This window comes from Streptomyces sp. NPDC001443 (genome assembly GCF_053597355.1).
The window spans coordinates 17087-37994 of the sequence record NZ_JBSFIA010000063.1 but is presented as its reverse complement, the minus strand read 5'-3'; the positions used below and the strand labels follow the sequence as shown (position 1 = coordinate 37994).

At 71.0% G+C, this 20908-nt stretch carries 21 protein-coding genes; 8 read left to right on the top strand and 13 right to left on the bottom strand.

Annotation, left to right across the window (positions count from 1 at the left end; genetic code table 11):
* Positions 1 to 382 precede the first annotated feature (382 nt).
* A complete protein-coding gene (locus ACWC24_RS39125; RefSeq protein WP_450667673.1) occupies positions 383 to 1069 on the bottom strand; it encodes a DNA-3-methyladenine glycosylase in 687 nt (228 codons plus the stop codon).
* 139 nt (positions 1070 to 1208) lie between these two features.
* Here ACWC24_RS39125 and ACWC24_RS39120 point away from each other — a divergent pair, with 139 nt between their 5' ends.
* The 3 genes from ACWC24_RS39120 (at position 1209) to ACWC24_RS39110 (ending at position 3221) form a co-directional block, all read left to right on the top strand.
* A complete protein-coding gene (locus tag ACWC24_RS39120; protein ID WP_450667672.1) occupies positions 1209 to 1991 on the top strand; it encodes a sporulation protein in 783 nt (260 codons plus the stop codon).
* Between the two features lie 41 nt (positions 1992 to 2032).
* Positions 2033 to 2569 (top strand): YbhB/YbcL family Raf kinase inhibitor-like protein, encoded by a 537-nt coding sequence (locus ACWC24_RS39115; RefSeq protein ID WP_450667671.1) that lies wholly within the window; start codon positions 2033 to 2035, stop codon positions 2567 to 2569.
* A 145-nt stretch (positions 2570 to 2714) separates the two neighbouring features.
* Positions 2715 to 3221 (top strand): HNH endonuclease, encoded by a 507-nt coding sequence (locus ACWC24_RS39110; protein WP_392621946.1) that lies wholly within the window; start codon positions 2715 to 2717, stop codon positions 3219 to 3221.
* 191 nt (positions 3222 to 3412) lie between these two features.
* Here the strand turns inward: ACWC24_RS39110 and ACWC24_RS39105 are convergent, their stop codons facing one another.
* The 3 genes from ACWC24_RS39105 to ACWC24_RS39095 form a co-directional block, all read right to left on the bottom strand.
* A complete protein-coding gene (locus ACWC24_RS39105; protein WP_450667670.1) occupies positions 3413 to 4357 on the bottom strand; it encodes an SPFH domain-containing protein in 945 nt (314 codons plus the stop codon).
* 131 nt (positions 4358 to 4488) lie between these two features.
* Positions 4489 to 4920, bottom strand: a complete 432-nt coding sequence (locus tag ACWC24_RS39100; RefSeq protein ID WP_450667669.1) for an NfeD family protein — start codon at positions 4918 to 4920, stop codon at positions 4489 to 4491.
* Between the two features lie 81 nt (positions 4921 to 5001).
* Positions 5002 to 5799 (bottom strand): ABC transporter ATP-binding protein, encoded by a 798-nt coding sequence (locus ACWC24_RS39095; RefSeq protein WP_450667668.1) that lies wholly within the window; start codon positions 5797 to 5799, stop codon positions 5002 to 5004.
* Positions 5800 to 5937: 138 nt separating this feature from the next.
* Here ACWC24_RS39095 and ACWC24_RS39090 point away from each other — a divergent pair, with 138 nt between their 5' ends.
* Positions 5938 to 6726, top strand: a complete 789-nt coding sequence (locus tag ACWC24_RS39090; protein ID WP_450667667.1) for a hypothetical protein — start codon at positions 5938 to 5940, stop codon at positions 6724 to 6726.
* A gap of 331 nt (positions 6727 to 7057) precedes the next feature.
* Here the strand turns inward: ACWC24_RS39090 and ACWC24_RS39085 are convergent, their stop codons facing one another.
* From ACWC24_RS39085 to ACWC24_RS39075, 3 genes are all read right to left on the bottom strand, one after another.
* Positions 7058 to 7303: a chaplin gene (locus ACWC24_RS39085; RefSeq protein ID WP_450667666.1), complete on the bottom strand. Its 246-nt coding sequence runs from the start codon at positions 7301 to 7303 to the stop codon at positions 7058 to 7060.
* Between the two features lie 170 nt (positions 7304 to 7473).
* Positions 7474 to 8115, bottom strand: a complete 642-nt coding sequence (locus tag ACWC24_RS39080) for a response regulator (RefSeq protein WP_450667665.1) — start codon at positions 8113 to 8115, stop codon at positions 7474 to 7476.
* On the bottom strand, positions 8108 to 9322 hold the full coding sequence (locus tag ACWC24_RS39075) for a GAF domain-containing sensor histidine kinase (protein WP_450667664.1): 1215 nt from the start codon (positions 9320 to 9322) through the stop codon (positions 8108 to 8110). The genes ACWC24_RS39080 and ACWC24_RS39075 overlap by 8 nt, the downstream gene beginning before the upstream one ends.
* A gap of 459 nt (positions 9323 to 9781) precedes the next feature.
* Here ACWC24_RS39075 and ACWC24_RS39070 point away from each other — a divergent pair, with 459 nt between their 5' ends.
* Positions 9782 to 10519, top strand: coding sequence for a transglycosylase SLT domain-containing protein (locus tag ACWC24_RS39070; protein WP_450667663.1), 738 nt, complete (start codon positions 9782 to 9784; stop codon positions 10517 to 10519).
* 106 nt (positions 10520 to 10625) lie between these two features.
* Here ACWC24_RS39070 and ACWC24_RS39065 read toward each other — a convergent pair whose 3' ends face one another.
* Positions 10626 to 13121 carry an FHA domain-containing protein gene (locus ACWC24_RS39065; protein WP_450667662.1) on the bottom strand — a complete coding sequence of 832 codons (2496 nt, stop codon included), beginning with the start codon at positions 13119 to 13121 and terminating at the stop codon, positions 10626 to 10628.
* A gap of 241 nt (positions 13122 to 13362) precedes the next feature.
* Between ACWC24_RS39065 and ACWC24_RS39060 the strand changes: the two genes are divergently transcribed.
* Both ACWC24_RS39060 and serB read left to right on the top strand, forming a co-directional pair.
* Complete coding sequence (locus ACWC24_RS39060) at positions 13363 to 15543, top strand: streptophobe family protein (protein ID WP_450667661.1); 2181 nt, start codon at positions 13363 to 13365, stop codon at positions 15541 to 15543.
* Positions 15544 to 15712: 169 nt separating this feature from the next.
* A complete protein-coding gene (serB, locus tag ACWC24_RS39055; RefSeq protein WP_450667660.1) occupies positions 15713 to 16930 on the top strand; it encodes a phosphoserine phosphatase SerB in 1218 nt (405 codons plus the stop codon).
* Between the two features lie 123 nt (positions 16931 to 17053).
* Here serB and ACWC24_RS39050 read toward each other — a convergent pair whose 3' ends face one another.
* The 4 genes from ACWC24_RS39050 to ACWC24_RS39035 form a co-directional block, all read right to left on the bottom strand.
* Positions 17054 to 17572, bottom strand: a complete 519-nt coding sequence (locus tag ACWC24_RS39050; RefSeq protein ID WP_450667659.1) for a SixA phosphatase family protein — start codon at positions 17570 to 17572, stop codon at positions 17054 to 17056.
* A 109-nt stretch (positions 17573 to 17681) separates the two neighbouring features.
* Complete coding sequence (locus tag ACWC24_RS39045; RefSeq protein WP_450667658.1) at positions 17682 to 17894, bottom strand: hypothetical protein; 213 nt, start codon at positions 17892 to 17894, stop codon at positions 17682 to 17684.
* Between the two features lie 287 nt (positions 17895 to 18181).
* Positions 18182 to 18298, bottom strand: coding sequence for an SGM_5486 family transporter-associated protein (locus ACWC24_RS39040; RefSeq protein ID WP_450667657.1), 117 nt, complete (start codon positions 18296 to 18298; stop codon positions 18182 to 18184).
* Between the two features lie 47 nt (positions 18299 to 18345).
* Positions 18346 to 19734 carry a CynX/NimT family MFS transporter gene (locus ACWC24_RS39035; protein ID WP_450667656.1) on the bottom strand — a complete coding sequence of 463 codons (1389 nt, stop codon included), beginning with the start codon at positions 19732 to 19734 and terminating at the stop codon, positions 18346 to 18348.
* A gap of 73 nt (positions 19735 to 19807) precedes the next feature.
* On the opposite strand from ACWC24_RS39035, the gene ACWC24_RS39030 reads away from it, so the two are divergent.
* Positions 19808 to 20497 (top strand): FadR/GntR family transcriptional regulator, encoded by a 690-nt coding sequence (locus tag ACWC24_RS39030; protein WP_450667655.1) that lies wholly within the window; start codon positions 19808 to 19810, stop codon positions 20495 to 20497.
* Here ACWC24_RS39030 and ACWC24_RS39025 read toward each other — a convergent pair.
* Entirely contained in the window at positions 20478 to 20828 is a 351-nt protein-coding gene (locus tag ACWC24_RS39025) for a hypothetical protein (RefSeq protein WP_450667654.1), read from the bottom strand. The genes ACWC24_RS39030 and ACWC24_RS39025 overlap by 20 nt on opposite strands.
* Between the last annotated feature and the right edge of the window lie 80 nt (positions 20829 to 20908).

The window sequence follows — 20908 nt, the reverse complement described above, 5'->3', positions numbered from 1 at the left end:
CGCTTCCTTTGTACTCACCCTCTCGGGCTTTCCTCCGGGCTTTTTCCCTTCGGTCTTGCGTTTCCGACTCTATCAGACCGTTTCGCGATCCGATTCCCTGTCGGCGGGATTCGCCTCGGGCCTCTTCGCTTTCGCTTGTCGGCCTTTCGACATTCACTACGTTAGCCGATTCTCTCCGCGGCTCATAATCGAGCCTTCGCGAATCCGAATTCGAACATGCACGCACGTCGAATTCGACCCCGTCAGAGGTGGTCGTAGGTAGTGGGTTGGCCACTCCCGGTCGTTGGCGATCGCCATATCCGGTTCAGCGGCTCGGGCTACATTACGCACCCTGTGGGGGCGAGTCAAGCTGTCGGCCGGAAGTCGATGTTTGCGTGCCGGCTCAGGCCTCACCGGACTGCTTGGCTCTGGGGCTCAGCCGGTAGGCCGAGACGGTCGGGTCACCGGCGAGATAGAAGCGGTGCTGCCAGTCGTGGGCTTGGCTCACACCCACCCGAGGGCCGGTCCGGACGAGCGCGGCGGGTACCGGCTCGCCCTCGGACAGCGCCACCGCGGCATCCGTCAGCAGGTCCGTGCCGTCGTGCTCGGCCGTGATGCCGAGCGCCTGGCAGAAGTTCCCCGGGCCCCGCGCGAGGCGTGGGGTCTCGACCTTCGCCCCTCGTCGCCTGCGGGCCAGGTCCTCCCCTTCGACGACCCTCCCCGCGCGGATGAGGACGGCCGAGGCCGCACCGGCTGTTCCGGTGACGATGTTGGCGCACCAGTGGAGCCCGTGGGACCGGTAGACATAGAGGTGTCCCGCGGGCCCGAACATCACGGCGTTGCGGGGTGTCCTGCCCCGGTAGGCGTGGGAGGCGGGGTCGGCCGCGCCGGAGTACGCCTCGGTCTCCGTGATGGCGATCCGCACGGTTCCCTCGGAGGTCTCGTGAGTGAGGACGGCTCCGAGCAGTTCGGGGGCGACTTCTTCGGCGGAACGGGCGAGGAAGCGGCGGAGAGGATCTGGGGCGACTTCCGGTGCGGGCCGGTCGACGGGTTCCTTGCCGTGGGGCGTACGGTCGGGGGTCGCGATCATGCCCTCCGAGCGTAGTGCAGACGGAGCGGTCCGGCGGGGTGGTCAGGGAGCGCCCGCCTTGCCAGGGTGTGGGGCACGGAACCGGTAACGGCCGGATCGCGTGGGTACGGATCAGAGGTCCATTCGTAAAGGGAGAGTCATGGGGTTCAAGAAGCTGCTCGCGAGTCTGGGGGCCGGCGGAGCTTCGGTCGAGACCGTGCTGACCGAGGTCAACGTCGTTCCGGGCGGTGTCGTCCAGGGTGAGGTGCGGATCCAGGGCGGGTCCGTCAACCAGCAGATCGAGGGGCTGTCGGTCGGGCTCCAGGCGAAGGTCGAGGTCGAGAGCGGCGACCAGGAGTACAAGCAGGACATCGAGTTCACCAAGGTGCGGCTCGGGGGTGCCTTCGAGCTCCAGGCGGGTGCGGTGCACGCGGTGCCGTTCGGGCTGGAGATCCCTTGGGAGACGCCGATCACGATGATCGACGGTCAGGCGCTGCGCGGGATGCACATCGGGGTGACCACCGAGCTGGAGATCGCGCGGGCCGTGGACTCCGGTGACCTGGACCCGGTCAACGTGCACCCGATGCCGGCGCAGAAGGCGATCCTGGACGCCTTCATCCAGCTGGGCTTCCGCTTCAAGAACGCGGACATGGAGCGCGGTCACATCCGCAACACGCGCCAGCGGCTCCCCTTCTACCAGGAGATCGAGTTCTACCCGCCGTCGCAGTACCGGGGGCTGAACCAGGTCGAGCTGAGCTTCGTGGCCGACGAGCACGCGATGGACGTCGTCCTGGAGATGGACAAGAAGCCGGGGCTGTTCAGCGAGGGCAGCGACACCTTCCGCTCCTTCCAGGTGGGCCTGCACGACTTCCACGGGACCGACTGGGCGGCTTACCTCAACCAGTGGCTGTCCGAGGTCGGCAGCAAGCGCAGCTGGTTCTAGGCTCGGGTCCGACCGAAGGAAACCGATCAGGAGGTATCGAGGTGACCGAGCTCAAGCGGCGGCCGCTCCCCCATGACTTCCATCCGCCCGTGCCGTCGTTCACGGTGACGAGCGAGGACGTCCAGGAGGGCGCGACGCTCAGGGACGCTCAGGTCCACGCGGCCGGCAACACCTCGCCGCAGCTGCGGTGGGAGGGCTTCCCGCCCGAGACCAAGAGCTTCGCCGTGACCTGCTACGACCCGGACGCCCCGACGGGCAGCGGGTTCTGGCACTGGACCGTGTTCGACATCCCGGCCTCGGTCACGGAGCTGCCCGGCGGCGCGGGCAGCGGCAAGTTCGAGGGGCTGCCCGAGGGTGCCGTGCAGGTGCGCAACGACTACGGCACGAAGGACTTCGGCGGTGCCGCGCCGCCGCCCGGCGACGGCCCGCACCGGTATGTGTTCACGGTGTACGCGGTGGACCAGGAGAAGCTCGGTCCGGACGCGGACGTGTCGCCCGCGGTCGTCGGGTTCAACCTGCGGTTCCACGCGATCGCGCGTGCCCAGTTGATCGGTGAGTACGAAGTAGCCGCAGTCTGACGTTCATAGAACGTTTGCCCGCCTCTGGTCTTGGAAGTGATCAGAGGCGGGCACTTTTTATTGCGTTGTCCATCTCGGCGTGCCCGGCCAGAGTTGATCCAAGCCCGCCGGGGAGTGGGCCGGTGCGCATGGGAGGTGGGCTGGAATGCGAGACACGCTGGTACTGAACGCCAGTTTCGAGCCGCTGTCGACGGTGACGTTGAACCGAGCCGTCGTTCTGGTGCTCCAGGACAAGGCCGTCGTCGAGCAGGCCCACCCCGAACTGCGCATGCGCGGAGCCGCGGTCGACATACCCGCGCCCCGGGTGATCAGACTGTGCCGGTACGTACGGGTGCCCTTCCGAAGACAAGCTCCGTGGTCGAGGCGGGGCGTGCTGGTGCGGGACCGGCACAGGTGCGCGTACTGCGGCCGTCGGGCGACGACCGTGGACCACGTGGTGCCGAGGGCGCAGGGTGGCAGGGACTCCTGGCTGAACACGGTCGCCTCGTGCGCGGAGGACAACCACCGCAAGGCCGACCGGACACCGGAGCAGGCGGGTATGCCGCTGCTGCGGCAGCCGTTCGAGCCGACGCCCGCGGACGCGATGCTGCTGTCGCTGGGACACGAGGACTTCGACGCGTTGCCGGAGTGGCTGGGTCAGCCCGCCGCATAGACGCTCCGCGAAGGTCGGAGGCCGTGAGCCGGAAGTCCGGTGCGTCGGCCGCGGGTCCGTCGTGGCCGGTCGCGCCGTTCCCCGCGCCCCTCTGGGGCGTCGGTGTCGCCTGACCCGCCGAGCAACTGCAAGGAAGCGGGGCCCACCTCCGTCGGGAGGTGGGCCCCGTCTCGTATGCGGGTGCCGGCCGGTCAGTCCAGGGACGGCTTCTCCCGGCGCTCCGTGGCGCCGGCCGGGTTGCTGTTGCCCGAACCGCCGCCCATGGCACCGAAGTTGCCCATGGCGCCGGAGAGGCCCTTGAGGGCGTCGCCGATCTCGCTGGGCACGATCCAGAGCTTGTTGGCGTCGCCCTCGGCGATCTTCGGGAGCATCTGGAGGTACTGGTACGACAGCAGCTTCTGGTCCGGGTCTCCGGCGTGGATCGCCTCGAAGACCGTACGGACGGCCTGGGCCTCGCCCTCCGCGCGCAGGGCCGCGGCCTTGGCCTCACCCTCGGCCCGGAGGATCTGTGACTGCTTCTCGCCCTCCGCGGTGAGGATCGCGGCCTGACGCGTACCTTCGGCGGTGAGGATCGCGGCGCGCTTGTCACGGTCGGCGCGCATCTGCTTCTCCATCGAGTCCTGGATGGAGGTCGGCGGCTCGATCGCCTTGAGTTCGACGCGGTTGACGCGGATGCCCCACTTGCCGGTCGCCTCGTCGAGGACACCGCGCAGGGCCGCGTTGATCTCCTCGCGGGAGGTCAGGGTCCGCTCCAGGTCCATGCCGCCGATGATGTTGCGCAGCGTGGTGACGGTGAGCTGCTCGATGGCCTGGATGTAGCTGGCGACCTCGTAGGTGGCGGCGCGGGCGTCGGTCACCTGGTAGTAGATGACGGTGTCGATGTTGACCACCAGGTTGTCCTGGGTGATCACCGGCTGCGGCGGGAACGGCACGACCTGTTCACGCAGGTCGATGCGGTTGCGGATCGTGTCTATGAAGGGGACCACGATGTTGAGGCCCGCGTTGAGTGTGCGCGTGTAGCGGCCGAACCGCTCCACGATGGCCGCGCTCGCCTGTGGGATGACCTGGATCGTCTTGATCAGGGCGATGAAGACCAACACCACCAGAATGATCAATACGATGATGACCGGTTCCATCGTGGCTCCCCGTGCCTTTCTCCGCCTCGGCGCTTTCGGAAGATCTTATGGTTGTTGAAGATCTTGCTGGTCGAGTCTGACAGACCGTCGTGTGCCTCGTGGGGTGTTCCGGTCACTTGCGTCGAGCGAGGTCAGATGACGATCGCCGTGGCTCCCTCGATGTCGACGACGTCCACCTCCTGGCCCGCTTCGTAGGCGCGGTCGGCGTCGAGCGAGCGCGCCGACCAGACCTCTCCGGCGAGCTTGATACGGCCTCCGGAGGCGTCGACGCGTTCCAGGACGAGGGCCTGCTTGCCCTTCAAGGCGTCGATGCCCGTGGCGAGTTGGGGCCGCTGCGCACGGTGCCGGTTCGCGATGGGGCGTACCACGGCGATGAGGGCGACCGAGACGACGACGAACACGAGGACCTGGACGACGAGGCCGAAGCCGAGTCCGGCCGTCACGGCGGCGGCGACCCCGCCCACGGCGAACATGCCGAACTCCGGCATCGCGGTCACCACGAGCGGGATGCCGAGCGCTGCCGCGGCGACGAGCCACCACACCCATGCGTCGATGTCGTTCACACGGCCATGGTAGGTCCGCGGGACCGGTCACCGACAGGGCGCCCAGGGGTACTTGGGGGGCTGTTTCAGGTTTTCGGGACCTCAGTTCATCGGCAGGCCGTGCGCGGTCCAGCGGTCACCGACCTGCTCGACGAGGAGCGGGAGGCCGAAGCAGAGGGAGAGGTTGCGGGAGGTGAGCTCGAGCTCCAGCGGACCCTGGGCGAGGACCTTGCCCTGACGGATCATCAGGACGTGGGTGAAGCCCGGGGCGATCTCCTCGACGTGGTGCGTGACCATGATCATGGAGGGGGCGATCGGGTCGCGGGCCAGTCGGCCGAGGCGGCGCACGAGGTCCTCGCGGCCGCCGAGGTCGAGACCGGCCGCCGGCTCGTCGAGGAGCAGCAGCTCGGGGTCGGTCATCAGGGCGCGGGCGATGAGGGTGCGCTTGCGCTCGCCCTCGGAGAGGGTGCCGAACTTCCGGTCGAGGAATTCCGTCATGCCGAGGCGGTCGAGGAAGGCGCGGGCGCGCTGCTCGTCGACGGCCTCGTACTCCTCGTGCCAGCCGGCCGTCATGCCGTACGCGGCGGTCAGCACCGTCTGCAGGACGGTCTGCTTCTTGGGGAGCTTGTCGGCCAGGGCGATGCCGGCCACGCCGACGCGCGGGCGCAGCTCGAAGACGTCGCTACCCGGCTTGCCCAGCGTCTCGCCGAGCACGGACACGCTGCCCGAGCTGGGGAAGAGGTAGGTGGAGGCGATGTTCAGGAGGGTCGTCTTGCCGGCGCCGTTCGGGCCGAGGATGACCCAGCGCTCACCTTCCTTGACCGACCAGGAGACCTGGTCCACGAGAGCCCGGCCCTCACGGACCACGGATACGTCCTGAAGTTCCAGAACTTCGCTCATGAGCGCGTTGTCTCCCCTTGCAGTGTGGCCGGTCTCGGCGTCTCGGCTGTCGCGTGCGCCGGTGGGCGCAGCCCTCGAAGAAATCTACGCCACCGGCCGCCCGCTTCATTCCATCGGTCCGGTCCTTAGGGTGGAGGCATGCTCTCGGAACCGCGCTCTGGACGCCTCGCCGCTTGGGGAAATGCCCTTTTGGCCGGACTTGTCTCTCCTGATGACGCCGTGCTCGCCGTCGTCGGGGAGGACGCCGTGCACCGGGTGGAGGGACTGCCCGGTGAGTCCGGGCCGGTCGGGCTGACGCTCGCGCTGGGGCGGCTGCGCAGACTGGGCGTGACCGGGCTGCTGGTCGCGCTGCCCGCGCCGGGGCATCCGCTGGGGCTGAGCGGGCCGCCCGAGTTCAATGCGCGGGCGCTGGACGCCGAGGAGGCGGTGGTCTGCCACGGGGCCGCGCTGGGGCTCGTGCCCGAGGTGTACGAGGCCGGCCCCGCCGGTGACGTGCACGTCGAGGTGGTCTGGCACTGTCTGCCGGTGCGGGAGGCTCCGCCCGCGGACGTGCCGTCGCTGGGCGAGGCGGAGCGGGAACTCGCCGAGGCGCTGCGCGAGGCGACGGCGGTTCTCTCCCGGCTGGATGTCGCCGGGTCGGGGCCGGTGGCGGAGGCGGCACTGGACGCGTACCGGGCGCGGGCCGAGCGGGGGCGGGAGGTGCTGGCACCGGGGTATCCGCCGCGGGCGGTGCGGGTGCTGGAGCTGGCGCAGCGGGTGGGGCTGCTGGTCGCATTGGCTCACGAGAGGGGGCACGGGGGCGCGGTGAGCGCGTCCGAGATGGGGGCGCGGACCCAGGCCCTGCGGCCGGTGGAGCGGACGGCCCGGCGGGCGCAGGTGGCCGCGTACAACTCCGTCGTGGAGGAGCGGGAGCGGGGGGTGCGGTGAGCGTCGGCCGCGGGTGACCGGCGCTCGGGGCCTGGGAGCCCCGGGCTGTCCAGCCCCGGGGGGCACGGCCGGACGGACCCGCATCCGCCGGAGTGACTCACGGGACGCCCGGGGTGAGACCGGGTAAGGAAGACCGGCGGCGGTCGACGGGTACGGGAGACCGGCAGCGGTCGGACCGACCGGGGGCACGGCCTGGCGGACTCGCGGCACGCCAGGACGGACCCGCGGGGCGCGGACCCGTAACCGGCGGGGTTGGGGGTGGGGCGGGAAAGACGGTCGGCCTCCCGGGGGTGTCCGGGAGGCCGGTGGGTGTTGCCGTGGGGCGGCTGCGTCAGTGGTTGAGGCCGAGGTTGCCGAACGCCGGGTTCAGCAGCCCGATGACGTTGACGCTGTTGCCCACCACGTTCACGGGGACGTGCACGGGAGCCTGGACGACGTTGCCCGAGACGACGCCGGGCGAGTTCTTGGCCTCGCCGCCGGCCCACGCGCCGTCCGTCGCGGAGGCCATGCCGGCTCCCGCGGCGATCAGCCCGCCGGCCACCATCGTCACGGCCGCCGCCTTCTTCAGGTTCTTCACTTCTGGTCCCCTCCTTGTGGTCACCGCGGCAATCGCCGCGGCACGCACTGGAGAACGGCGGAGATCCACGGAGGATGCGCCATCCGAGGGACATTCCCACGACGGTATGAACCTCAGACCGGAGCGAAACCTTTCCGGAGCGTCACCGTGAGCGCGGTGGGGTGGTCATATCAGCTGGTCACGCCGTGGCGTACGGCCCACAGCGCGGCCTGGGTGCGGTCGGCGAGGTCGAGCTTCATCAGGATGTTCGAGACGTGTGTCTTGACCGTCTTCTCGGACAGGACGAGGGCACGGGCGATCTCGCGGTTGGACCGGCCGTCCGCTATCAGTCCCAGCACCTCGCGCTCCCGGTCCGTCAGGGAACCGCCCCTGCCCTGGCCGGAGTTGGCCTCCTCCTGGGACAACAGCGCGGCCGCGACCTCGGACTGGAGCAGGACGTGGCCCGCGTGCACGGACCGGATGGCCGCGGCCAGCGCGTCGGGGTCCACGTCCTTGTAGACGTAACCGGCGGCGCCCGCGCGCAACGCCGGGACCACGGTGCGCTGTTCGGTGAAGCTGGTGACGATCAGCACGCGCGCGGGGTTGACCAGTTCGCGCAGTCTGCGCAGGGCCTCCACGCCGTCCATGCCGGGCATCTTGACGTCCATCAGGACGATGTCGGGGGTCAGTTCCTCGGCGCGGGCGACCCCTTCGGCGCCGTCCGCGGCCTCGCCCACGACCTCGATGTCCTCCTGCACCTCCAGGAAGGTGCGCAGCCCTCGGCGGACGACCTGGTGGTCGTCGACGAGCAGCACTCGGATGGGATCAGCCACCGGGGACCTCCAGCTCGATCGTGGTGCCCTTGCCGGGCGCCGACTCCACCGTCAGGGTGCCGCCGACCCCGCTCGCCCGGTCCCGCATGGAGACCAGGCCCAGGTGGCGTCCGGCCTGTCGTACCGTCTGCGGCTCGAAGCCGCCGCCGTCGTCCGTGACGCGCAGGACCGCACCGCGGCCGTGGCGGCCCACCGTCACGTCCACGTGCGCCGCCCCGGAGTGCCGCAGGGCGTTGTGCAGGGCCTCCTGGGCGACCCGGAGCACGGCCTCCTCCTGGGCCGCCGGGAGCGCGCGGAACTTGTGGGCGGTGAAGGTGACGCGTGCGCTGTGGGCGCGGTCCAGGACCTGTGTCTGGGTGCGGAGCGTGGCGACCAGACCGTCCTCGTCCAGTGCGGCGGGGCGCAACTCGACCACCGCGGCGCGCAGTTCGTCCGTCGCCTCGGCGGCGAGCGCGGCCACCTGTTGCAGCTCTCCCTTGGCGCGGGCGGGGTCGCGGTCGACCAGGGCCGCGGCGGCCTGCGCGGTCAGGCGCAGCGAGAACAGCTTCTGGCTCACCGCGTCGTGCAGTTCGTGGGCGAGCCGCGAGCGCTCCTCGACGATGGTCAGTTCGCGGCTGCGCTCGTAGAGGCGGGCGTTGGTGAGGGCGATGGCGGCGTGCTGGGCGAGGATGGAGAGCAGCTCCTCGTCCTCCCGCGTGAAGCCGCACCCGTCCGCAGACTCTCCGCGCGCGGCCTCGCCGTCCGCCGGGCGTCCGCACGCGGAGTGTCCGTCCGCCGGGCGTCCGTCCGCCGGGCGCAGCTTGTTGGCGAGGAAGAGCGCGCCGATGACCTCGTCGCCGTCACGGATCGGCAGACCCAGGAAGTCCGACAGCTCGGGATGGGCCTCGGGCCAGCCCTCGAAGCGGGGGTCCCTGCGCACGTCGGCGAGGCGCTCGGGGCCGGTCTCGTGGAGCATCGCGGCGAGGATGCCGTGCTGGCGCGGGAGCGGGCCGATGGCCTTCCACTGCTCGTCGCCGACCCCGTCGACCACGAACTGGGCGAAGCCGCCGTGGTCGTCCGGGACGCCGAGGGCGGCGTACTGCGCGTCGAGCAGTTCACGGGCCGAGGCGACGATCGTCTTGAGGACGTCGCGCACCTCCAGGTGCCTGCTCATGGCCAGCAGCGCGGCACTCACCGCGACGAGGCCGGACCGGGGGCCTTGACTCATGACCTCACCGTACCGGCGGGGTGCGACAGCGGAATCGGTCCGGGGACGCCCCAGGCCGGGCCGGTGGGCCTACGCCCCAGGTCCCGGTTCCCGGTCCCGAGACCGGAGGCCCGACATCCCCGCCCCTGACTCAGAGGGTTGCTTTAGCAACTCACAGTGAGGGCTTCCCGTCGGGCCTGTGAGTCGCCACATAGGGTCCGCATCACGTACTAGGAGACATAGGAGATATCAACATCCTGTATGAACGGGAAAGACGACCCAATATGCCCCGCTTTGCACCTACCGGGTCCACTATCCGATTTCGTACGTCACATCTTTGCCAGCGCCTTTTGCGACAGCTAAGAATTGCTTACGTCGCTCAGCGCTACGGGCACTCACCGGAAGCGCTCGTGCCGAAAGCACAGGTGTCCCCCGCCGGACGGAAGAGCGACCTCCGCGCTACCGAAGAGGTCATCTGTCATGCCCAAGCACAGCCGCACCCGTGGCCAAAGTCGCAAGCTGAGCAGGTCTCACAAGATCACGATCGCCGGTGTCGCCGCCCTCGGTGTCACCACCGTCGTCGTCTCCGCGGTTCCGAGTAGCGCAGAGCCCACGAGCCAGGCCGTCACCTCGGCGCACGTCGCCTACAGCACCGAGCAGATCAAGGACGTCAAGGCCAGCGTCACCGACCAGCTCGCCGGTACCAGCGTGAAGGTCGAGGCCATCGCCGCGCAGAAGAAGGCCGAGGACACCGCACGGCAGCAGGCCGAGGCCAAGCGCCGGGACGAGGCCAGGCAGCAGGCCGAGGCCCAGAAGACCGAGGCGCGTCCGGCCGACAAGCCCGCCAGCCGGTCCGCCGAGCGCCCCCAGGTCCAGAAGGCCGCGCCGAAGACGTACGCCAACAACCTCGACGGCTGGATCCGCGAGTCCCTCGACATCATGCAGAGCAAGGGCATCCCGGGCAGCTACTACGGGCTGCACCGCAACATCATGCGGGAGTCCTCCGGCAACCCGATGGCCATCAACGGCTGGGACACCAACGCCGCGAAGGGCATCCCGTCGAAGGGCCTGCTCCAGGTCATCCAGCCGACCTTCAACGCCTACCACGTGGCCGGCACCTCGTGGAACATCTACGACCCGGTCGCCAACATCACGGCCGCCTGCAACTACGCGGCCGACCGGTACGGCTCGATGGACAACGTCAACAGCGCGTACTGAGGCCGGCGCGGGCCTCGGAGCGCGGACGCCGAAGGGCGGCACCCCGGCGGGGTGCCGCCCTTCGGCGTCGTACGGACCGGGCCGGTACAGACCGGACCGTACCGGGTTACTTGCGCATGACCTCGGGCTCGTGACGGCGCAGGAAGCGGGCCACGAAGAAGCCGCAGATCACGCCGAGGACGATCAGGACGGCCATGTCCAGACCCCAGGCGCCCACGGTGTGGTCCCACAGCGGGTCCGTGCTCCCGCCGTCCGCGGGCGGGCTGATCTTGTTGAAGTCCAGCGTGGCGCCGGCCGCGGCGACCGCCCAGCGCGACGGCATCAGGTACGAGAACTCGTTGACGCCGACCGAGCCGTGCAGGGTGAACAGGCAGCCGGTGAAGACGACCTGGATGATCGCGAACATGACCAGCAGCGGCATGGTCTTCTCGGCGGTCTTCACCAGCGCGGAGATGATCAGACCGAACATCATCGAGGTGAAGCCCAGCGCCATGATCGGCACCGAGAGTTCGAGGATGGTCGCGCCGCCGAAGACAAGGCCCTTGTCCGGGATCGTCCGGCTGAAGAAGCCGATGGCGCCGACCAGGGCGCCCTGGAACACGGTGATCGCGCCGAGCACGAACACCTTGGACATCAGATACGCCGAGCGGGACAGGCCGGTGGCGCGCTCCCGCTCGTAGATGACCCGTTCCTTGATCAGTTCTCGTACGGAGTTGGCGGCACCGGCGAAGCAGGCACCGACCGCGAGGATCAGCAGCACCGTGGTGGCCGTGCCGTTGGGGATGATCCGGCCGGTCTTCGGGTTGGCCGGGTTGGGCAGCAGGGTGTGGTCGGCGTCGATGAGCAGGCTCACCGCGCCGAGCACGGCCGGCAGGATCACCATCAGCGCCAGGAAGCCCCTGTCGGAGGCGATCACCGAGGTGTAGCGGCGCACCAGCGTGACGAACTGGGACATCCAGCCCTGCGGCTTCGGCGGCTTCATCGCCTGCATCGGCGCGATGGGTACGGACTGCGGCTCGACGGCGTCGATGTCCGCGGCGTACATCTGGTAGTGCTGCGAGCCCTTCCAGCGGCCCGCCCAGTCGTAGTCGCGGTAGTTCTCGAAGGCGGAGAAGACATCGGCCCAGGTGTCGTAGCCGAAGAAGTTCAGCGCCTCCTCCGGCGGACCGAAGTAGGCGACCGAACCGCCGGGCGCCATCACCAGGAGCTTGTCGCAGATCGCCAGCTCGGCCACGGAGTGGGTGACGACGAGGACGGTACGGCCGTCGTCGGCGAGGCCGCGCAGGAGCTGCATGACATCGCGGTCCATGCCCGGGTCGAGGCCGGAGGTCGGCTCGTCCAGGAAGATCAGCGACGGCTTGGTGAGCAGCTCCAGGGCGACGGAGACACGCTTGCGCTGGCCACCGGAGAGGGAGGTGACCTTCTTCTCCTTGTGGATGTCCAGCTTCAGCTCGCGCAGTACCTCGTCTATGCGGGCCTCGCGCTCGTCGGCCGTGGTGTCGGCCGGGAAGCGCAGCTTGGCCGCGTACTTGAGGGCCTTCTTGACGGTCAGCTCCTTGTGCAGGATGTCGTCCTGCGGGACCAGACCGATGCGCTGGCGCAACTCGGCGAACTGCTTGTACAGGTTGCGGTTGTCGTAGAGGACCTCGCCCTGGTCGGCGGGCCGGTAGCCGGTGAGCGCCTTCAGCAGGGTCGACTTGCCGGAACCGGACGGTCCGATGACCGCGATCAGCGACTTCTCGGGGACGCCGAAGGAGACGTCCTTGAGGATCTGCTTGCCGCCGTCGACGGTGACGGTGAGGTGGCGCGCGGAGAAGGACACCTCGCCGGTGTCGACGAACTCCTCCAGCCGGTCGCCGACGATCCGGAACGTCGAGTGGCCGACGCCGACGACGTCGGTCGGGCCCAGCAGCTGGGTGCCGCCCTTGGGGATCGGCTGGCCGTTGACGTACGTGCCGTTGTGCGAGCCCAGGTCGCGGATCTCCATGCGGCCGTCGGGCGTGGAGTGGAACTCCGCGTGGTTGCGGGAGACCTGGAGGTCCGAGACGACCAGGTCGTTCTCCAGGGCACGGCCGATGCGCATCACGCGGCCGAGGGAGAACTGGTGGAACGTGGTCGGGCTGCGGTCGCCGTAGACCGGTGGCGCCCCCGCGCCCCCACCGGGTCCCTGCTGCTGCGGGATCGACGGGGCCGGCCGGCTCCACGCGCCGTCCGCCTGCGGTGTCTGCGCCGCCTGCGGGGCCTGTTGGGCCCAGCCGGGGTTCGCGCCCTGCGCCGCGTACGGCTGCTGCTGGGGCTGCGCGACGGGTGCGGTGCCCGAAAGGGTCATGCACGGACCGTCGTTGGCGTTGCCCAGGTGCACCGTCGAACCGGGTCCGAGCTCCATCTGCTGGACGCGTCGGCCCTGCGCGAACGTGCCGTTGGTGCTTCCGTGGTCCTCGATGACCCAACCGCGGCCGTTGTGACTGACCGTGGCGTGACGCCAGGAGACCCTGGCGTCGTCGAGGACGATGTCACCCTGCGGATCACGTCCCAGGGTGTATGGCCTGGACGGATCGAGCGTCCAGGTGCGTCCGTTCAATTCCAGTACGAGTTCCGGCACTCCAGCCCCACTGAGTTGTCCCCCGAGTTACCCCCATCACAGGGAGTCTAGGGATGTCGAACATCGGGGGGAACTATTTCAGGAGCGGCCGCCTGACCGAAAGTCGGGCCTTGTGACGACGGCGTACGCACGCTTCGGCCCGCGCCGTTGACGGGGTCGAAACCGGACCGGAGAGTGGTAATCCCCCGCGAGGGGGACATGGTGCGCGGCGGCCGCCGCGCAGCGGATCGGGGGGTCTGCCATGAGTGCTGGCACGGGCGTCGGGACCGGCGGAAACGCCCGACCGGGCAAAGGCGTGCCCTGGGGCGACGTCCTGCTGTCCGCGATCGCCGCGGTGAGCTGGGCGTTGATCGGGATGGCGGGCACGGCGGCGCTCGGGCTGCACCTGCTGGAGGCCGACACCGCGGGCTCGCTCGGCCCGATGACCGCGGCGGTCGTGACCCTGGGGGCCGGTGGTTCGGTCTCGCCGTCCGGGGACGTGTCCGCTTTCGGCCTGAAAGGCGCGCAGGCCACCACGGCCATCGAGATCACGCCACTGGGCGTGGGGCTGGTCGGGGCGCTGCTGTTGTCGTGGTTCTTCCTGCGGTCCCTGCGCACGGCCGGAGTCGTGATCTCGCCGGCCGAACTCCTCGCACGCGCGGGGGCGATGATCGCCCTGTTCGTGGCGATGCTGGGCGGGCTGGCCTGGGCGGGGCACGACGTCGTCACCCTCGACGGGGGCTCGCTGGGCCTCGACGACCTGCCGGGCGGAGGTGGTGGTGGCGGCGGGGTGAGCGTGCCGGGGCTGGGGGATCTCGGGAACATCGGGGGGCTGCTGCCGGACCGGCTGGGCGACCTGGTCGACGCGAAGGCTGCGGTCGGGTTCTCCGTCGACACGGCGCCCACCCTGCTGGGGGGCCTGGGCTGGGCGACCGGGGTCCTGCTGATCGCCCTGCTGGCCTCGCGCCGCACTCCGCTGCCGGACGGCTGGACGGCCGTGCACCGCGTGGTGCGGCCGGCCGTGTCCGCGCTGGTCACGGTCATGCTGGTGGCGGTGGCGGCGGGCGTCGCGGCGGCGGCGTACGCGGCGATCGGCGACGACCACCCCGAGCGGATCGCGGGAGCCGCGCTGCTCGGCGCGCCGAACGGGGTGTGGCTGGGCCTGCCGCTCGGTCTGTTCGTGCCGTGGGACGGCAGGGCCACCGGAGCGCTGGGCCGGCTCCTGCCCGACCCGCTGGACCGGCTGCTCGGCGTGTCGTCCGACCGGCCGGTGACGCTGGGCCGACTGGCGGACCTGGACGGACGGGTGTGGCTGCTGGCGGTCGCGGCGGCGCTGGCGATGCTGCTCGCCGGGGTGCTGACGGCGGTACGCACGCCGGTGGGGGCCGCGGTACGGACTCGGGTCGGGACATCGGTGGACGGGCCCGGGACGCTCGGCGTAGACGGAACGGGGGCGCTCGCGGCAGCGGGCGGGCCTTCGGCCGACGTACGGGGTCCCGGGACGGAAGCGGTGGCGGGCGGTGGGCCCGGTGGCGCGGGGGATCCGGGCGCGCTGGGCTTCGCGGGGCGGTGTGCGCTGCGGCTGGGGGTCGTGACCGCGCTGGCGCTGCCGCTGCTGGTCTGGCTGACGGAGGTGTCCGTGAACGCCTCGCTGTCGGTGCTCGGCTTCGACGCGTTCGGCGCCGGGATCGAGCTCCACGGCCACCTCGGGGCGGCACTGCTCCTCGGCGCGGTGTGGGGCGCGGGCGCGGGAGCCGTCGGGGCGCTGCTGGCGTACGGGGCCGGGACGGCGGGGCGGCGGGCAGCGCCCGTGGCACTGGGTGACACAACCGGGGGCCGGGCGGCCCACGGGACCGACGGGGTCTCGGCGCCGGGCGCGCCGGCCGGCGGCGGGGTTCCCGGGCCGTACGGGGCGGCGCGGCCGTACGCGGCGCAGTCGGGGCCGTACGCCCCGGGCACGCCCCACCGGCCGCCCAACCCCGTCACCAATCCGTACCTCCGGCTGCCGGCCGAACTGCGCGAACCGCAGGACGCACGGCCACCGGGCGGCGGGTCCGGCACCGGCGGGGCGGGCGACCGGGCCGGTACGGGGGCGGCGGGCGACGCGGGCGGTGCGGGGGCGGCGGCCGGGGAGCCGGGCGGACGGTGGCCGCCCGGGGAGCCGACCGCGCGCGACGACAGGCACGACGACAAGTACGGCGACAGGCACGACGACAGGCACGACGACAGGCACGACGACAAGTACGGCGACAGGCACGACGACAGGCACGACGACAGGCACGACGACATGTACGGGGCCCCGACCATGGCCCGGCCGATCGATCCGCCCCCGCGGCGCTCCCCCGGCCGCTCCTCGGGCCCGCGTCCCGGGCAGCGGCCGCCGACGTCGCCGGAGGAGGGCCCGCCTCCCCCGCCTCCGCCCGCGCCGAGAGGGCCACGGTGAGCTGCGGCTCGGCCGTGGCCGCCGGACGGGCGCCCGGCTCGACGCCTTCGGGGCGCGGTCGTAGCCTGCTCGTAAGATGCCCGCTGTCCGGTGGACATGAAGTGTTATGTGTCCGTCAGACGGACGTGAGGCGCAAAAGGCACGGGGTGCCGGATACGGTGGTGGCACCATGAGCGCTTCGCAGACCTCGACAGCTGACGTCCCCACTCTCCTCGTCAAGATCTTCGGCAAGGACAGGCCGGGCATCACCGCCGGCCTCTTCGACACCCTCGCCGCCTTCTCCGTCGACGTGGTCGACATCGAGCAGGTCGTCACGCGTGGCCGGATGGTGCTGTGCGTGCTCGTCACCGAGCCGTCCCCGGAGTTGCAGGGGGAGCTGCGGGCGACCGTCCACAGCTGGGCGGAGTCGATGAAGATGCAGGCGGAAATCATCTCCGGCATCGGCGACAACAGGCCGCGCGGTCACGGCCGCTCCCTCGTCACCGTGCTGGGTCATCCGCTCACCGCGGAGTCGACCGCCGCCGTCGCCGCCCGGATCACCAAGGCCGGCGGCAACATCGACCGTATCTTCCGGCTGGCCAAGTACCCGGTGACCGCGGTGGAGTTCGCGGTGTCGGGCGTGGAGACGGAACCGCTGCGCACCACCCTGGTGACCGACGCGGCCGCGCTCGGTGTGGACATCGCGGTCGTCTCGGCGGGCCTGCACCGACGCGCCCAGCGGCTGGTCGTCATGGACGTGGACTCCACCCTCATCCAGGACGAGGTGATCGAGCTCTTCGCCGCGCACGCCGGCTGCGAGGACAAGGTCGCCGAGGTGACGGCGGCCGCGATGCGCGGGGAGCTGGACTTCGAGCAGTCGCTGCACGCGCGCGTGGCCCTGCTGGAAGGGCTGGACGCCTCCGTGGTGGAGAAGGTGCGCGCCGAGGTGCGGCTCACCCCGGGGGCGCGCACGCTGATCCGCACGCTGAAGCGGCTGGGCTTCCAAGTCGGTGTCGTCTCCGGTGGGTTCACCCAGGTCACCGATGACCTCAAGGAGCGGCTCGGGCTGGACTTCGCCCAGGCCAACACCCTGGAGATCGTCGACGGGAAGCTGACCGGCCGGGTCACGGGCGAGATCGTGGACCGGGCGGGCAAGGCACGGCTGCTGCGCAGGTTCGCCGCCGAGGCGGGCGTCCCGCTCGCCCAGACCGTGGCGATCGGCGACGGCGCCAATGACCTGGACATGCTCAACGCGGCCGGCCTGGGTGTCGCCTTCAACGCCAAGCCGGTGGTGCGCGAGGCGGCGCACACGGCGGTGAACGTGCCGTTCCTCGACACGGTGCTGTATCTGCTGGGCGTCACCCGCGAAGAGGTCGAGGCGGCGGACACCCACGACGACCAGAGCTGAACCGTTCCCTCACACCTTCGGGGGGTGTCCGCGGCGACCGAGACCCGCGACTGACGTCCGACGAGCGACCAGGGGTCCTGCACCGAGCCGGTGCAGGACCCCTCGCGCACTGCGGGTGAGCGCTCAGTCGCTCGGCGCCCAGTAGTCGACCAGGGTGGCCACGCCGGGCTCCAGGGCCTTCCAGGACCCCTCGAAGGTCAGTACGGCGAAGGCGGCGGCCGGGTAGCCCCGGGCGCTCATCCGCTGCCGGGCGTCACCCTCGGCCGAGCCCGCCAGGATGTCGGCGAGGTTCTGCACACCCGGATTGTGACCGACCAGGAGCAGGTCGTGCACGTCGTCGGGCGTCTCGTTGAGCAGTGCGATCAGCTCTCCGGGCGAGGCATCGTAGATCCGCTCCTCGTAGGCGGTTTTCGGCCGGTGCGCGAACTCCGAGACGGCGATCTTCCAGGTCTCACGGGTCCGGACCGCCGTGGAGCACAGGGCCAGGTCGAAGTCGATGCCGGAGTCGGCGAGCCTGAGTCCGGCGACCGCGGCGTCCTTGCGGCCCCGGTCGGCGAGCGGCCGCTCGTGATCGGTCACCTGGGGCCAGTCGGCTTTCGCATGTCGGAAGAGGACAATCCTGCGGAATTCAGCGACGCTCATGGAATCCAGCTTCGCATGAAACACGCCATGGGGCGCAGGCAGTTGAGATGCTGCTTCACCGGCGGCTTCCGGTGCCGTGGCGGGGTCCGGCGGCCCGTCGGCGAGCCCGTCAGTAGCGGGTCAGCAACTCCCGTACGCGCTCCAGGAGATGGGTGATCGCCGGGTCGCCCGCGGTCGCCGCCTGGGCGTCGGACGGGTTCAGCATCAGCGCGAGCAGGACGATGAAGGCCAGGGCCGGCAGGGCGAGCGCCCACCAGGGCAGCCGGATGTCGGCAGGGCCCGTCGTCGCCGGGTGGGTCCGGGTGTGCATGGGGGCCGACATGGATGCCTCCGCTGGTCTCCGCGTGGTCCGTGGCCCGCCGGTCGCGGCCACACCTCGAAGTTACGGAGTCCCCGGCCCCCAACCCATCCGGTGGCCCACCCACTTGACCCTGACCCTGACCCCCTAGGGGACAGGGGGGCTGGCCCCACCACAGGGGGGGCGGCACCACCATGGACGCCGTGACCGGCCGCTCGGCGCGGAACCGGTGGGAGGCCGCAGGAAGCGGGTCACGCCGGATCACGCCAGGTCAGACGGGCCACGAGGGGCCCGAGGGGGCGTCGGGGGCGTCAGGGTGAGGCGATCGTCGCGATGACGGCGATGATCACGAAGATGGCGAGGAACGAGCCGAAGACCATGAGCATCTTCTTCTGGCCGTCCGGCGGATTCGGTTCGAGCACGGGCATGGGGCAAGTCTCGCACCCTCCGCCGACCGGGTGCCGCCGGGGTGCGGTCAGCGCGCCGCCTCGTCCTCCACCGTACGGTCGCGCCCGGCCAGCACGCCCACGGCCATCTGCGGGACCATCAGTGCCGCCATGAGCGCGATCGGCAGCCCCCAGCCGCCGCTGTGCTGGTAGAGCACGCCCACCAGCAGCGGGCCGGGGATCGAGATCAGATAGCCGGTGCTCTGCGCGAAGGCTGACAGCTGGGCCACGCCCACGCCGGTCCTGGCCCGCATCCCGACCATCGTCAGGGCCAGCGGGAAGGCGCAGTTGGAGACGCCGAGCAGCACGGCCCAGGCCCAGGCACCGCCGGCCGGGGCGAAGTACAGGCCGGCGTACCCGGCCAGGCCGCAGGCGCCGAGCGCGAGCACGATGGGGCCCTGGTGGGGCAGCCGGGTGGCCAGGCGCGGGATGACGAAGGCGAGGGGGACGCCCATCACCATCGTGACGGCCAGCAGCAGTCCGGCCGTGCTCGCGGGCACCCCGGCGTCCCGGAAGATCTGCGCCATCCAGCCCATGGTGATGTAGGCGGCCGTGGCCTGGAGGCCGAAGAAGACGGCGAGCGCCCAGGCGGTACGGCTGCGGGTGATCCGCAGCTCGGGGCGACCCGGCTCCCCCGGCACGGACCCGGGCACACGCTCGGGCGCGGCCCCGGACACAGGCACGGAGACGGACACGGGCTCGGGCGCGGCCATGCCGCCCCGGCGCCGTACCAGCGGCAGCCACGGCAGTACGGCCGCCGCGGCCAGGCCCGCCCAGACGGCGAGCCCGGTCTGCCAACTGCCGCCGAGCGCCTTCGTCATGGGCACGGTCACGGCGGCGGCGGTGGAGGTGCCGAGGGCCAGCGCCATGGAGTACAGACCGGTCATGGAGCCGACCCGGTCCGGGAACCAGCGCTTGACGATGACCGGCATCAGGACGTTGCTGACCGCGATACCCATGAGGGCGAGCGCGCTGGCCGCGACGAACCCGGCCGTGCTTGCCGCGTACGGCCGTACGAGCAGACCGGCGGTGATCGCCACCATGCCCGCGCAGACCACTGCGGCCGGACCGAAGCGGCGGGCGAGCCGGGGCGCCATGACGCCGAAGGCGGCGAAGCAGAGCGGCGGCACGGAGGTGAGCACCCCGGCGAGGCTGCCGCTCATCCCGAGCCCGTCCCGGACCTCCTCCAGGAGGGCGCCGAGGCTGGTGATGGCGGGGCGCAGGTTGAGCGCGGACAGCACGATGCCGACGGCGACCAGACGCGGCACCCACGCGCGCGTGGCCGTACCCGTACCGCCACCCGCGCTCGTCCCCGCGGCCGTGCTCCGGTCCGTGGCCGCGCCCGTGCTCCTGCTCGTACTCGTGTCCGTGTTCGTGGACGCCACCGTCCCGGTTCCCTCGTTCACCATGAGGTCCATCATAGAATCATGGGATGATTGGTTGTCCATCCCCGGGTGGCCCGCTCCCGCCCGCCGCGTGCGAAGGTGTGCCATGCCCCTGAGCCATCCCCGTCGCTCGGCGCTGTCCGAGCAGGTCATCGCCGAGCTGCGCAACCAGATCACCTCGGGCGAGTGGCCGGTCGGCTCCCGGATCCCGACCGAGCCCGAGCTGGTCGAGCAGCTCGGGGTCGCCCGCAACACGGTCCGCGAGGCCGTCCGGGCGCTCGCGCACAACGGTCTGCTGGACATCCGCCAGGGCTCCGGCACCTATGTCGTGGCGACCAGCGAGCTGGCGGGCGTGATGCACCGCCGCTTCTCCGGCGCTGATCCGCGGCACATCGCCGAACTGCGCTCCGCGCTGGAGTCCGCGGCGGCCCGGCTGGCGGCCGAGCGGCGTACCGAGAAGGACCTCAAGCAGCTCGACACGCTGCTGCTGCGCCGCGAGGAGGCCTGGGCTTCGGGGGACGCGGAGGCGTTCGTGGTGGCCGACGCGACCTTCCACCTGGCGGTGGTGTCCGCGTCCCACAACGACGTCATGACCGCGATGCACGCGGACCTGGGCGAGGTGCTGCGCGACTGGCTGCGCGACGACGTCGGCGAGGAGCTGACGCCGGAGGCGTACATGGAGCACACCCGGCTGGTCGACGCGATCCGCTCGGGCGACGCGGACACGGCCGCCGCGGAGGCGGCCGGCTATCCGCTGCTGTGCCGGCCGGGGCGCTTCACCGCTTCTGGTGACTGATCCACACCGACCGCACCTCCATCCAGCACCGGCCGGCCAGTCGTACGGTCATCGCGGGTCCGGTGTCGACGACGGGCCCGTCGACGTCGAGGTCCCACCAACGGTCGCACTCGACGTGCAGAGCGACGCGATCGATGTCGGCATAGGGGTTGTGGCAGTAGGCGACGACATGGGAGCCGCTGACGGTGGTCCGGCACTCGGACCCGAACGGCTGCCGCGTGGCCGGACGGTCCCCTGCCTTCACACGCGGGTGGGGCATCGCCTCGTACGGCAGGGACAGCACAAGAGCGACGGCTACGGTCACTGGGGCCAGGCTGTGGGACAGGCGCACAAGGGGGACCTCCTCGGCCGTGCTGGGGAGGATCTCGCGTGGGGTACGCGTTACTCCATTGTGCGCAACCGTCACCCGGA